Genomic DNA, 10,341 nt, shown 5'->3' on the forward strand with positions numbered 1-10,341 from the left:
CGCAGCCATCGGCTCGACGCTCTTACGTTCGCCCGGCAATATCAAGCCGGTGCAATAGTCACGCAGCGGCCTCATCCGCACTGCCTGACCGATCACACTTCCAAGCCCAGCTACATAGGCCGCAAACCGTGCCCCGCTGCTTTCACCCTGATTGAGATCCATCTGGCCCTCCGCATGCCAAATATTGAATCTCCTCAAATATTTGATTCTCCGCCCACCGCGGCCGCGACCGAATGACTCAGTAAGAATAGCCGGGGCAACAGCCGAATTGTACTGATTTTGCGGTGACGTAGGTCCGCTTTTAGGGTAGGCAGGCAACCATGAGCCGCCGCATCAAGAGAACCGATCCAAAGCCCCGTTCGCGCGATGAGCGCAAGGAATCGCGCCCATTCAAGGCGCGCAGCGCGAAGACAGCCGGGCCGCGTCCGGGCGGTAAGCCTGGTGCGAAGCCACCGCGCTTTGCGGCCGTGCGTGCCGAGCGGCGTCCGCCCAAAGCTGAGATGGAAAAGCCGGCGGCTGCAAAACCCGTCGAGGCTCTGTTGCCGACCAAGGTGCAGACCGTCACCGTGACGGCCGACGAGAACAACATGCGCGTCGATCGCTTTCTCGAAGCGCGCTTTCCCGGCCTGTCGTTCTCCCACATCCAGCGCGTCGTCCGCAAAGGCGAGCTGCGCGTCGACGGCAAGCGCGTCGACAGCAAGGATCGGCTGGAGGAGGGGCAGAGCGTCCGCATTCCGCCGCTGAAGCTCGACACGCCGAAGGCCGTCGACGAGCTCTCGGAGGCTGCGCAAAAGACGCTCAAGGCGCTGAAGGAGATGACGATCTACGAGGACGACGACGTCCTCGTGCTGAACAAGCCCGCGGGCCTTGCCGTGCAGGGTGGCTCGGGCATGACGCGCCACATCGACCAGATGCTGGAGGTGATGCGCGATTCCAAGGGGCAGAAGCCGCGCCTCGTGCATCGCATCGACAGGGAAACGTCGGGTTGTCTCCTGATCGCCAAGACGCGTTTTGCCGCCTCGCATCTGACCGGCGCGTTCCGCTCGCGCTCGGCGCGGAAAACCTATTGGGCGCTGGTGCCGGGTTTGCCGAAGCCGAAGCAGGGCCGCATCTCGACCTTCCTCGCGAAAGAGGAAAGCGAGGACGACACCATCATGCGCATTGCACAGCATGGCGACGAGGGCGCGAGCCACGCGGTGACGTACTACGCGGTGGTCGAGACCGCCGGCAACAAGCTGACCTGGGTGTCGCTGAAGCCGGTGACGGGCCGCACCCACCAGCTACGCGCCCACATGGAGCATATCGGCCACCCCATCGTCGGCGATCCCAAATATTTCAACATCGAGAACTGGCAGCTGCCGGGCGGCCTGCAGAACCGGCTGCATCTGCTCGCGCGCCGCATCGTCATCCCGCATCCGCGCGGCGGCTTCATCGATGCCACCGCGCCACTGCCGCCGCACATGCAGCAGTCGTGGAATCTGCTCGGGCTCGACGCGAGCCGGTTCGACCCGATCGAGAACGCGCCGGAGGAGTAGCAAGGCGATCTCGTAGGGCCCGCGGCTCGCCACGATCTAGCTGTCATCGCCCGCGAAAGCGGGCGATCCAGTATTCCAGAGACAGCAGTGGGAAACGGAAGAGCCGCGGCGTACTGGATGCCCCGCCTTCGCGGGGCATGACAGCGGTGTTCAATTCCGAAACTGCTCCAGAAACATCCGCAACGAGTCATGCGGGCTTTCCACATCCGTGATCAGCCAGCCCTCCGGACCGTTGACCAGAATGAAGTTCAGCGTCACCGGCCGGCCGTGATTGTCGAAAGCCGCCGCGACGTAGGTCCTGTCGTATTGCCTGCGGAGGATCGCGATTGTGACCGGGCCGAGCTTCCAGTTCGGGCTCTGCACCAGGAAATCGTAGGGCTCGGTCCGCGGCGCGGACCACGCTTTGCGTAAGGAGGGGTCGAAGAACTGCCGGGTGGTCGCATCATCCCGCGGCAGTCCCTTGGACAGCTCCGGTGCGCCCTCGCCATAATAGGCGTAGACGTTGCGGACCAGCGATTCCGGGGTGCGAAAGCCGGCCTCGGCCGCGGCCAGCCAAAGCCCGGCGAACAGGGCCGCAATACCCGCAAGTTCCCTCATGCCTGCCGCTCGCTTTATCGGCCGCCGGACTTATCCTAAAAGCCTAGCATCCAGCGGCGGAGACCGAAAACTCACATGCGCGAATTGTTCCAAGAAGCTGCCGGGCAACCCCCGCCGGATCCGCGGGAATCGGCGCGTGCGTCCGCGCGCACGGCGCTGCGCAAGCGCTTCTACAAGGAGGTGGGCGTAGCGGACGTCGAGGGCGGATTCGGCATCACGCTCGATGGCAAGCCGATCCGCGCGCCATCCGGCCGCCAGGTGGTAATCCCGGCGCGGGCGCTGGCGGATGCCGTGGCCGCGGAGTGGGATGCGCAGGGCGAGGCGATCGATCCCGTGACCATGCCGCTGACGCGGATCGCCAACAGCGTGGTCGAGGGTGTGGTCGACCGCGTCGCGCTCGTCAGCGATGACCTCGCAAAATATTTCGAGACCGACCTGCTGTTCTATCGCGCCGGCCACCCCAAGGGGCTGGTCGCCCGCGAGGCCGCGCATTGGGACCCCGTGCTGTTCTGGGCCGCGGAGGCCCTGGGGGCGCATTTCATCCTCTCTGAAGGCATCATGCATGTGAAGCAGCCGGACGAGGCGCTCCGGGCCGCCCGCGCCGCGCTGCCGGGGGATCCCTGGTCGGTCGCCGCCCTCCATGTCGTCACGACCCTGACCGGCTCGGCGCTGCTGGCGCTGGCGCTGGCCCATGGCGTGCGGGATGCCATCCAGGTCTGGGCCGCCGCGCATGTCGACGAGGACTGGAACACCGACCAATGGGGCGTGGACGAGGAGGCGGCTGCCCGCCGGGCCACGCGGCTGCGGGATTTCGACGCCGCCGTGGCGGTGTTGACGGCCGTGAATGCGCCCGCGGCCAAAGGTCCTTAACGAGAGGTTTACGACGGGGCCCTAGAGTGGGATTCGCGCTCCCTGGGCCCCTGAGATGCCGACGCCGATAAGCTCGATCGTTCCGGTCAGTGCCGCCAGCCCCGTGGCTGATGCGGCGACGCCCGATCTTGTGCTGCAGGCCGGCAGCGTCGTCGATGCCAGGGTCGTCAGCGTGCTCGCCGACAATCTGGTGCGGATCGCAATCGCCAATCTCTCGATGGACGTGATGTCCGAGGTGGCGCTGACGCCGGGGCAGAATCTCCAGCTCGCGGTGTCGCAGAACGACGGCACCATCCGTCTCGCCGTCGTCAACGGCGCAGGCGAGGCGAGCGCCGATCAGGTCACGCTGACGCCGACGGCGGCGTCGCTGGTCGACAGCCCGTCGCTAGCGCCGTCCGCGACCCCGGCCCGCAATCCCCTGACGCCGACCGAGCAGGTCGCCGTCACCGCAGCATCGACCGAGGCCGTGACCAAACAGGGCAGCCAGGCGCCGCTGTTCGCCAATCTGGCGTCGGTCGTGACCGGCAGCGATCTGCCGGCCGGGTTGAAGCAGGCCGTGCTGGACGTGCTGGCGCAACAGACGCCGCTCAACACCGCGCTGGATGGCGGCGATATCGAATCCGCCTTCCAGAAGTCCGGCCTGTTTCTCGAAGCCTCGCTTGCCGCAGGCACGACGCCGCCGTCAGGCGCGGTGCCTGACCTGAAGGCGGCGCTGCTGGTGTTGCGCCAGACCCTGACCGCGACATCAGGCACGCTCGAGATTGCCGCGCCACCGACACAGGCCGTTGCGGCTGCGACGAGCGCCGTTGCCACGGCGCAGGTCGCAAGCCCGCCGCCTCAAATTGCAGGCGAGGCTGTGCAAGCGCCGCTGCCCGAAGCAGAGATAGCTCAATCGCCGCAAATGCAGCGCAACGCCAATGTCGTGGCCGCCGTGCTCGCCGACATGGTCGACGCACCGCAGGCAGCGCTGCCGCGGACGATGCCCGCAGGCCTTGCCGCGAGCCTGCTGCAAGAGGTCACGCAAAACCTGCCGCGCATGACCGGCAATGTGCCGGGCTCGAACAAGGCCGTGCCCGACGGCCACGCCTTCGAAGCCGCTGCACGCACGACGCCACCGCCATTCCGCGGCGCGCTGCCATCTCCGCAGGCGGTCGCCTCGCCGTCGCTCACACCGGACACGCCGCTCGCGGCAACCGTGCATCGCCTGCTCGACGACACCGATGCCGCGATCGCGCGGCAGACGCTGCTGCAGGTCGCCTCGCTGCCCGATCGCGTTGATGCCAGCGGCCATCGCATCGATCCGACCGCTCCGCAGTGGAATTTCGAGATTCCGTTTGCGACGCCGCAGGGCACCGCGATGGCGCAGTTCGAGATCTCGCGTGATGGCGGCAACGAAACGCCAGATCCCGCCAAGCGCGCCTGGCGGGCGCGCTTCACGCTCAATGTCGAGCCGAGCGGACCCGTGCACGCGCTGATCACGCTGAACGGCGACAAGACCTTTGTGCGGATGTGGGCGGAGCGGCCGGCGACGGCGCAGCAGCTGCGCGCCGGGATCGGCGAGCTCAACCAGGCGCTGACCAAAGCCGAGCTCAAGCCCGGCGATATCGTCGTGCGCGATGGCACGCCGCCGCAAGCAGCCCCGGCCCGCGCCGGGCATTTCCTGGATCGCGCCACATGAGCGATGAGTCCAAGCTCGCAATTGCGCTGCATTACGAGAAGGGCAGCGGGGCGCCTGTCGTCGTCGCCAAGGGCAAGGGCACGATCGGCGCCAAGATCGTCGAGATCGCCAAGGCCAACGACATCCCGATCGAGGAGAACGAGATTCTGGCCGGCGCGCTCTCCAAGGTCGAGCTCGGCGAAGAGATTCCGCCTGATCTCTACAAGGCCGTCGCCGAGGTGCTGGTGTTCGTGCTGCGGCTGTCGGGCCGGGCACGCTAGCGCATAAAGCTGGCGCGCATCTCTCTCTCCGCGCGTCATTGCGAGCGTAGCGAAGCAATCCAGAGTCCCTCCGCGGAAAATATTCTGGATTGCTTCGCTACGCTCGCAATGACGGCGCGCTGTCAATTTGCGCGCGGGCGCGTCACGCCTTGTCGGCGGGCTTCTTGGCCGTCAGCGCCTGGTCGATGGCGAAGCCGCCGATTTCGCTCATCGCCTGCGAGATCACGTCGCCCTTCCTCGCGAAGCCGCTCGAGAGACAGTCGAACTGGGTCCGCGCCAGCCGCAGCACTTCGATCGGCACGGAGACCGCAGTCTCGTTGAAGGCATCGACGGAGGCGCGCAAGCTATCGAGCTCGGTGGTGAGCTTGCCGATGTGGCTCTCCGCATGCTGCATCAGGCCGAACAATTTGTCGCGCTCCGCATCGAACGCCGCGCGCTCGGTTGCGGCTGCAGCAGTCACCTCGGCTAACTGGGCTCGCAGGGCCTCGATCTGGCTGACCATGGCGTCAGAGGCCAACTGAGCGGCCTCGCGCAGCTCGACATGGCGCGTGTTCTCTTCCTGCTGCTGGTGATAGAGCCGCTCGGCCGTCATCGCCCGCTGCGCCAGCGACTCGATCAGCCTTGCCGCGCGCAGCAGCATCTCGCCGTTCCGCCCCGACACCATGCTGGCCATCCGCCGCAGGAAATCGGTGGTCTCGGACGATGAGTTCGGAGGCAGGGGAACGACCTTGGCGGACATGAAATGATGCTTGCAGCCAGACGTGATGACCGCCGCCGTACCGACTGAGCTCACGCAACATTCGGCGCCTGATCGCTTTGGCGAGCAAGCCTGAATCGGCAGGCCCGGTCAACCGGCGAGGCGCGACTAAATGGCGGTAATCCCGCCGCAGCGCGAGAGGTCAGGCGTCCTTCTGCCGGCCGATCCGGCCGAGATGGGTGAAGCCGAACCCGGCCGAATATTTCAGGCCGTAGCCCAGCGCCCGGTCGATGCCGATATGGGCGAGCCAGATCAAGGCGATGGACAAAGTGAGGGGCGAGGCGAAGCCAAAACCGAACGTCAGTAGCGCCACCGGCGCCATGTAGCTGTGGGCGGCGTTGTAGACCAGCGCGCCGAATCTGGCGTCCGACAGGTACGCCAGGAAGCTCACATCGGGCACGAAGAACAGCAGGGCAAAGACCAGCCAGGAGCCGCCCCAGGCGGCGTAGAGCATCACCATGCCTGCGAACAGGGTCAGGCCCTCCAGCCGCAGCAGGATGTTGACGCCGCCTGTCGCCGCACCGGTTTCGGCCGCTCTCTCGTCCATCGTCGCCTCCCAGGCAAAACTTTGTAATTCCTTGCGCTTTCACGCTGCGGCAAGGCAGCCCTGCGGCGCCGAAAGCCGCTTCCCGGCCCGCAAAATGCCGTGTTAGAACCCCCGGCAATCGCATTTAGGCTAAGAACTGGCGGGAGCAAATGAAGAATATTTTGGACGCCCTTGAAGACCGTCGTGCCGGCGCAAAGCTCGGCGGCGGCGAGAAGCGCATCGAGGCGCAGCACGCCCGCGGCAAGCTGACCGCGCGCGAGCGCATCGAGCTGCTGCTCGACAAGGGATCGTTCGAGGAATTCGACATGTTCGTCGAGCACCGCTCCACCGAGTTCGGCATGGAGAAGACCAAGGTGCCCGGCGACGGCGTCGTCACCGGCTGGGGCACCGTCAACGGCCGCAAGACTTTTGTCTTTGCCAAAGACTTCACTGTGTTCGGTGGCTCGCTCTCGGAAACGCATGCGCTGAAGATCACAAAACTCCAGGACATGGCGATGAAGGCGCGGGCGCCCATCATCGGCCTCTACGACGCGGGCGGCGCCCGCATCCAGGAGGGCGTCGCAGCACTCGCCGGCTATTCCTACGTGTTCCGCCGCAACGTGCTCGCCTCTGGCGTGATCCCGCAGATCTCCGTCATCATGGGCCCTTGCGCCGGCGGCGACGTCTATTCGCCTGCGATGACCGACTTCATCTTCATGGTGAAGAACACCAGCTACATGTTCGTCACCGGCCCCGACGTGGTGAAGACTGTGACCAACGAAGTCGTCACCGCCGAAGAGCTCGGCGGTGCTTCCGTGCACGCCACGCGCTCCTCGATCGCCGACGGCGCCTTCGAGAACGACGTCGAGACGCTGCTGCAGATGCGGCGCCTGATCGACTTCCTGCCGTCCAACAACACCGACGGCGTGCCGGAATGGCCGAGCTTCGACGACACCGCCCGTATCGACATGTCGCTCGACACGCTGATCCCCGACAATCCGAACAAGCCCTACGACATGAAGGAACTGATCCTGAAGGTCGTGGACGAGGGCGACTTCTTCGAGATCGCGGATAGCTTTGCCAAGAACATCGTCACCGGCTTTGGCCGCATCGCGGGCCGCACCGTCGGCTTCGTCGCCAACCAGCCGATGGTGCTGGCCGGCGTGCTTGACTCTGATGCGTCACGGAAGGCCGCGCGCTTTGTTCGTTTCTGCGATGCCTTCAACATCCCGATCGTGACCTTCGTCGATGTGCCGGGCTTCCTGCCCGGCACCGCGCAGGAATATGGCGGCCTGATCAAGCACGGCGCCAAACTGCTGTTCGCCTATTCGCAGTGCACGGTGCCGCTCGTCACCATCATCACCCGCAAGGCCTATGGCGGCGCCTTCGACGTGATGGCGTCGAAGGAAATCGGCGCCGACATGAACTATGCCTGGCCGACCGCCCAGATCGCGGTGATGGGCGCCAAGGGCGCGGTCGAGATCATCTTCCGCAGCGACATCGGCGACCCCGACAAGATCGCCGCGCGTACCAAGGAGTACGAAGACCGCTTCCTGTCACCCTTCATCGCCGCCGAGCGGGGCTACATCGACGACGTCATCATGCCGCACTCGACCCGCAAGCGGATCGCGAGGGCGCTGGCGATGCTGAAGGACAAGAAGGTGGAAACGCCGGCGAAGAAGCACGACAATTTGCCGTTGTGAGGAACTTGTGGCGGCTACGTACAAAATCGCATGGTGCCCCCGACCAGACTCGACTATATTGGTGAAATGATCGACGCTCTCAAGAAGCTTATCGAAGCTGCCAAAACCGCCAATCCATCCGAGGAGCACCGGGAGGAACAGCGGCGCAGTTTTGTGTACGGTAATACCCATTTCGAGAATGCGCTCATTACGCGCGAAATGGTGGACCGTGAGGCCGAGAAGTTGGCCAAGGAAGAGAAATGACAAGCGAAGAGCGTGAACGGCGCGATAGCCGTGCGCTCGAACCTGAGTTAATTACGGATCCCCACCAGAAGGCCGCTGCGGAAGCTCGGAACGGTTTCCGCCAGTACGATGCGGCTATCGGCGCGATCCAAACTGCCACTGAGCGGGGCACATTCAAGCTCCGCCCCTCACTTATCCTCGGTTTGCAACGACAAGCCTTGGCGGGCATCAGCTCCTACGCGGGTAACTACCGCCCTGGTGGCGTTGCCATCGAAGGAAGTAAGCATGAGCCTGTCGGCGCACATTTGGTCCCCGAACTCGTTGAGGACATGTGCGATTACGTCAATGATCATTGGGAAGCTAGCACGCCGATCCATCTCGCTGCTTATGTCATGTGGCGGCTAAATTGGATTCATCCGTTCGCGGATGGAAACGGCCGTACCTCCCGAATTGTCTCATACATCGTGCTCTCAATTCGAGCTGGCACGCTTCTACCGGGCACGCCGACGATACCAGATCAAATCGTCGACAACCGAAAGCCCTATTTCGATGCGTTGGATGCGGCCGATTTGGCCTTTCGCGACGGTGGTCGGATCGATGTCTCGAAGATGGAAGATTTTCTAGCTTCACTGTTAGCGAACCAACTCGCGGAATTCTATAAATCGGTTGGGGGCAAGCTACCCGGCTGAGGAGAATTTCGCCGATAGGCTCCATCGTAGTCAAAGCTCCCTAAATGACCGAAGACGATCCGACCGACGAGATCTCCGACATCGAAGCCAGGATCGAGGCGCTTGCCGAGATCGCTGAGCGATGCCGCAAGTACATTCTGGCATCCAAGATCGCTATCGGCAGCGGCGCGGCACTGCTGTTGATCACGATCCTCGGCGTGTTTGGCCTCGGTCAAACGGCGGCGCTCGGATCGATTACCTTGGTGCTCGGCGGGATCGTCTTGCTCGGCTCGAACATCAGCACGTTGCGGCAAGCGGAAGATTCCATTCGCGCCGCGGAGGCACTTCGGGCTCAGCTGATCAGCAGGATCAACCTTCGCGTGGTTGAGGATACGCCGATGAAGCTGGTCTAGCGTCGATGCGCGTGCCGGTGTGCAGGGTGGATTAGCGACAGCGTAATCCACCAAGATGTGCCTCCGCGGATAGAGAAGTGGCGGATTACGCTGCGCTAATCCGCCCTACGAAGTTTATCCGCCGCCGCGAAATGCGCCATCTGGTCGGCGTGGGCCTTTGCGAACGCCGGGCGGCCCGTGGCGCGCGCGACGTAGGCGCGGCAGGCCGGACTGTCCGCCAGGCCGTCGAAGCGATCGACGAGGCGCAGCACGTCCGACATCAGGATGTCGGCGACGGAGAAGGTGCCTGCCAGCCACTCGCGGCTCGCAAGCACCGGCTCGAGGTGCTTGAGCCGGTGGGTCCTCAGGAAGTCGTCAAAAAACTTCACGGCAGGCGAGCTATCATCGTTGCCGGTGAACTTGAAAAGCGCCCAGGGCAAGCCTGCCATCTCCACCGAATTGAGCGCCGCGAACAGCCATTGCTTCGCCTGGCTGCGGCCGCGCGGATCAGTAGGCATCAGCTCTTCGTTGCGCTCGCCGAGATGCAGTAGGATCGCCCCGCTCTCGAAGATCGAGATGTCGCCATCGGTCAGCCACGGCACCTGGCCGAATGGCTGGTGCGCGAAGTGCTCGGCATCGCGCGGGCCGAACGGCACGCTCGCGACGCGATAGGGCAGGGCGGCTTCTTCCAGCGCCCAGCGCACCCGAAGGTCGCGGACGAAGCCGCGCGGGGGCTCGGGAACCCAGTCGAAGGTGGTCAGGGTGAGGTCGGGCATGCGGTGTCTCCGTGCTGTGTGCGCATAGGACGGATGAAGGGCGCGCTTTCCGACAGGGGCGCGCGATTTTTGTAGGGTGGATTAGTCTTACTGCGTCATGGGCGTCGTCGTCCATTGGATGCTGCGCCGATGCCACAGCATGGACATCGCGGCAAGGTTTTAATGAGCATGCGGATCAATCGGGCGCGCATGGTTGCGATCGAGTTCGGGACGTGGCGTTCAGGCCGCGTGGGCGGAGCCTCTCGGTCGATAATCGTCGGGTAAGCGAGGTACCGGGACTGACGGGGCGGAACGTGGTCCTGAGGGGGGAATCGTCGCCTGCTCGGCGATCAGAAAGCCATAGGCTGCGATGCACAG

12 protein-coding genes and 2 pseudogenes are annotated in these 10,341 nt (G+C 64.5%); 8 read left to right on the forward strand and 6 right to left on the reverse strand.

The features are described from left to right. Positions 1-162: pseudogene (locus YUA_RS50740) on the reverse strand (IS701 family transposase); the annotation flags it as partial. A gap of 158 nt (positions 163-320) precedes the next feature. On the opposite strand from YUA_RS50740, the gene YUA_RS0140420 reads away from it, so the two are divergent. After that, positions 321-1,535: an RluA family pseudouridine synthase gene (locus tag YUA_RS0140420; RefSeq protein ID WP_027535722.1), complete on the forward strand. Its 1,215-nt coding sequence runs from the start codon at positions 321-323 to the stop codon at positions 1,533-1,535. A 150-nt stretch (positions 1,536-1,685) separates the two neighbouring features. On the opposite strand, the gene YUA_RS0140425 is transcribed toward YUA_RS0140420, so the two are convergent. After that, positions 1,686-2,132 (reverse strand): hypothetical protein, encoded by a 447-nt coding sequence (locus tag YUA_RS0140425; RefSeq protein ID WP_027535723.1) that lies wholly within the window; start codon positions 2,130-2,132, stop codon positions 1,686-1,688. Between the two features lie 75 nt (positions 2,133-2,207). Here YUA_RS0140425 and YUA_RS0140430 point away from each other — a divergent pair, with 75 nt between their 5' ends. Genes YUA_RS0140430 through YUA_RS0140440 form a run of 3 tightly spaced genes read left to right on the forward strand, consistent with a single transcriptional unit; the run spans position 2,208 to position 4,940 of the window. Next, positions 2,208-3,002 (forward strand): ATP12 family chaperone protein, encoded by a 795-nt coding sequence (locus YUA_RS0140430; RefSeq protein WP_027535724.1) that lies wholly within the window; start codon positions 2,208-2,210, stop codon positions 3,000-3,002. Between the two features lie 55 nt (positions 3,003-3,057). Beyond that, the gene (locus tag YUA_RS0140435; RefSeq protein WP_027535725.1) at positions 3,058-4,680 is read left to right on the forward strand and encodes a flagellar hook-length control protein FliK; all 1,623 of its coding nucleotides are present in this window, start codon (positions 3,058-3,060) and stop codon (positions 4,678-4,680) included. Beyond that, positions 4,677-4,940, forward strand: a complete 264-nt coding sequence (locus YUA_RS0140440; RefSeq protein WP_027535726.1) for an EscU/YscU/HrcU family type III secretion system export apparatus switch protein — start codon at positions 4,677-4,679, stop codon at positions 4,938-4,940. Before YUA_RS0140435 ends, YUA_RS0140440 begins: the two co-directional genes overlap by 4 nt. Positions 4,941-5,082: 142 nt before the next feature. On the opposite strand, the gene YUA_RS0140445 is transcribed toward YUA_RS0140440, so the two are convergent. Together YUA_RS0140445 and YUA_RS0140450 are read right to left on the reverse strand one after the other, a co-directional pair. Further along, positions 5,083-5,679, reverse strand: coding sequence for a hypothetical protein (locus tag YUA_RS0140445; protein WP_027535727.1), 597 nt, complete (start codon positions 5,677-5,679; stop codon positions 5,083-5,085). A 160-nt stretch (positions 5,680-5,839) separates the two neighbouring features. Then, on the reverse strand, positions 5,840-6,244 hold the full coding sequence (locus YUA_RS0140450; RefSeq protein ID WP_027535728.1) for a DUF4260 domain-containing protein: 405 nt from the start codon (positions 6,242-6,244) through the stop codon (positions 5,840-5,842). A 149-nt stretch (positions 6,245-6,393) separates the two neighbouring features. Here YUA_RS0140450 and YUA_RS0140455 point away from each other — a divergent pair, with 149 nt between their 5' ends. Genes YUA_RS0140455 through YUA_RS0140470 form a run of 4 tightly spaced genes read left to right on the forward strand, consistent with a single transcriptional unit; the run spans position 6,394 to position 9,229 of the window. Next, positions 6,394-7,926, forward strand: a complete 1,533-nt coding sequence (locus YUA_RS0140455; RefSeq protein ID WP_027535729.1) for an acyl-CoA carboxylase subunit beta — start codon at positions 6,394-6,396, stop codon at positions 7,924-7,926. Between the two features lie 30 nt (positions 7,927-7,956). Then, positions 7,957-8,169 carry a hypothetical protein gene (locus YUA_RS46620; protein ID WP_035973028.1) on the forward strand — a complete coding sequence of 71 codons (213 nt, stop codon included), beginning with the start codon at positions 7,957-7,959 and terminating at the stop codon, positions 8,167-8,169. Then, complete coding sequence (locus YUA_RS0140465; RefSeq protein ID WP_027535730.1) at positions 8,166-8,837, forward strand: Fic family protein; 672 nt, start codon at positions 8,166-8,168, stop codon at positions 8,835-8,837. The genes YUA_RS46620 and YUA_RS0140465 overlap by 4 nt, the downstream gene beginning before the upstream one ends. Positions 8,838-8,881: 44 nt before the next feature. Next, positions 8,882-9,229: a hypothetical protein gene (locus tag YUA_RS0140470; RefSeq protein WP_027535731.1), complete on the forward strand. Its 348-nt coding sequence runs from the start codon at positions 8,882-8,884 to the stop codon at positions 9,227-9,229. 95 nt (positions 9,230-9,324) lie between these two features. On the opposite strand, the gene YUA_RS0140475 is transcribed toward YUA_RS0140470, so the two are convergent. Both YUA_RS0140475 and YUA_RS52250 read right to left on the reverse strand, forming a co-directional pair. Then, complete coding sequence (locus YUA_RS0140475; RefSeq protein WP_027535732.1) at positions 9,325-9,984, reverse strand: glutathione S-transferase family protein; 660 nt, start codon at positions 9,982-9,984, stop codon at positions 9,325-9,327. Positions 9,985-10,203: 219 nt separating this feature from the next. Continuing rightward, positions 10,204-10,341 (reverse strand): annotated as a pseudogene (locus YUA_RS52250) (IS701 family transposase); the annotation flags it as partial.

Source organism: Bradyrhizobium sp. WSM3983 (assembly GCF_000473045.1).
In the GTDB taxonomy this organism is placed as follows: domain Bacteria; phylum Pseudomonadota; class Alphaproteobacteria; order Rhizobiales; family Xanthobacteraceae; genus Bradyrhizobium.

What these genes read in the sequence shown, in the direction of transcription:
- YUA_RS0140420 (WP_027535722.1), top strand. Translation starts at nt 321, where the DNA reads ATGAGCCGCCGCATCAAGAGAACCGATCCAAAGCCCCGTTCGCGCGAT.
- YUA_RS0140425 (WP_027535723.1), bottom strand. Translation starts at nt 2,132, where the DNA reads ATGAGGGAACTTGCGGGTATTGCGGCCCTGTTCGCCGGGCTTTGGCTG.
- YUA_RS0140430 (WP_027535724.1), top strand. Translation starts at nt 2,208, where the DNA reads ATGCGCGAATTGTTCCAAGAAGCTGCCGGGCAACCCCCGCCGGATCCG.
- YUA_RS0140435 (WP_027535725.1), top strand. Translation starts at nt 3,058, where the DNA reads ATGCCGACGCCGATAAGCTCGATCGTTCCGGTCAGTGCCGCCAGCCCC.
- YUA_RS0140440 (WP_027535726.1), top strand. Translation starts at nt 4,677, where the DNA reads ATGAGCGATGAGTCCAAGCTCGCAATTGCGCTGCATTACGAGAAGGGC.
- YUA_RS0140445 (WP_027535727.1), bottom strand. Translation starts at nt 5,679, where the DNA reads ATGTCCGCCAAGGTCGTTCCCCTGCCTCCGAACTCATCGTCCGAGACC.
- YUA_RS0140450 (WP_027535728.1), bottom strand. Translation starts at nt 6,244, where the DNA reads ATGGACGAGAGAGCGGCCGAAACCGGTGCGGCGACAGGCGGCGTCAAC.
- YUA_RS0140455 (WP_027535729.1), top strand. Translation starts at nt 6,394, where the DNA reads ATGAAGAATATTTTGGACGCCCTTGAAGACCGTCGTGCCGGCGCAAAG.
- YUA_RS46620 (WP_035973028.1), top strand. Translation starts at nt 7,957, where the DNA reads ATGGTGCCCCCGACCAGACTCGACTATATTGGTGAAATGATCGACGCT.
- YUA_RS0140465 (WP_027535730.1), top strand. Translation starts at nt 8,166, where the DNA reads ATGACAAGCGAAGAGCGTGAACGGCGCGATAGCCGTGCGCTCGAACCT.
- YUA_RS0140470 (WP_027535731.1), top strand. Translation starts at nt 8,882, where the DNA reads ATGACCGAAGACGATCCGACCGACGAGATCTCCGACATCGAAGCCAGG.
- YUA_RS0140475 (WP_027535732.1), bottom strand. Translation starts at nt 9,984, where the DNA reads ATGCCCGACCTCACCCTGACCACCTTCGACTGGGTTCCCGAGCCCCCG.